General features: G+C 46.0%; 1 pseudogene. It reads right to left on the bottom strand.

Going from position 1 to position 511, the window contains the following annotated elements:
* Nucleotides 1–77: 77 nt before the first annotated feature.
* Nucleotides 78–511, bottom strand: a pseudogene (locus tag R8O10_RS27655) (mannose-6-phosphate isomerase); the annotation flags it as partial.

Below are 511 nucleotides of genomic sequence, written 5' to 3'. Positions count from 1 at the left end.
TCACCGCCACAAAAATAGCTCGAGTGAAAAAGAAAACGCCTGGCTTAAATTGCGAGGCGTTTTTGTTTCAATTTGAATCAACTGTAAGCCCGTGCAACACGACCTTCGCAATTCAAGGTGTATTGTTTGGCATAAGCTGGGATGAAAACAGATTGGCCTTTATCTACTACACACGTTTCACCATTTGCGTGTGTAATCACGAGCGGGGAATCTAGCGGCAACAGGATTTCTGCGGTTCTTACATCAAGTGTTCGTTGGTTGGCCTGCTTTACAATCGCGAATTTGAAATCGTCGACGGGAATTGGGTATTCCAACATGTCGTTGTTTTCGATTGGTGCAAGCAGTAGGGTATCGAATGGTTTTTCTTCGAAGCGTGTGCATGCAACGAGTTCTTTTACGTCCATATACTTCGGTGTTAAACCTGCGCGTAGCACATTGTCTGAGTTCGCCATGATCTCAAGCCCCGTCCCTTTCAAGTACGCGTGTGGCGTTTCTGCATCCAAGAACATCG

The sequence above is a fragment of the Vibrio sp. 1727 genome (genome assembly GCF_033344415.1).
GTDB classification, from domain to species: Bacteria; Pseudomonadota; Gammaproteobacteria; order Enterobacterales; family Vibrionaceae; genus Vibrio; species Vibrio alginolyticus.
This window is presented reverse-complemented; position numbering and strand designations above follow the sequence as displayed.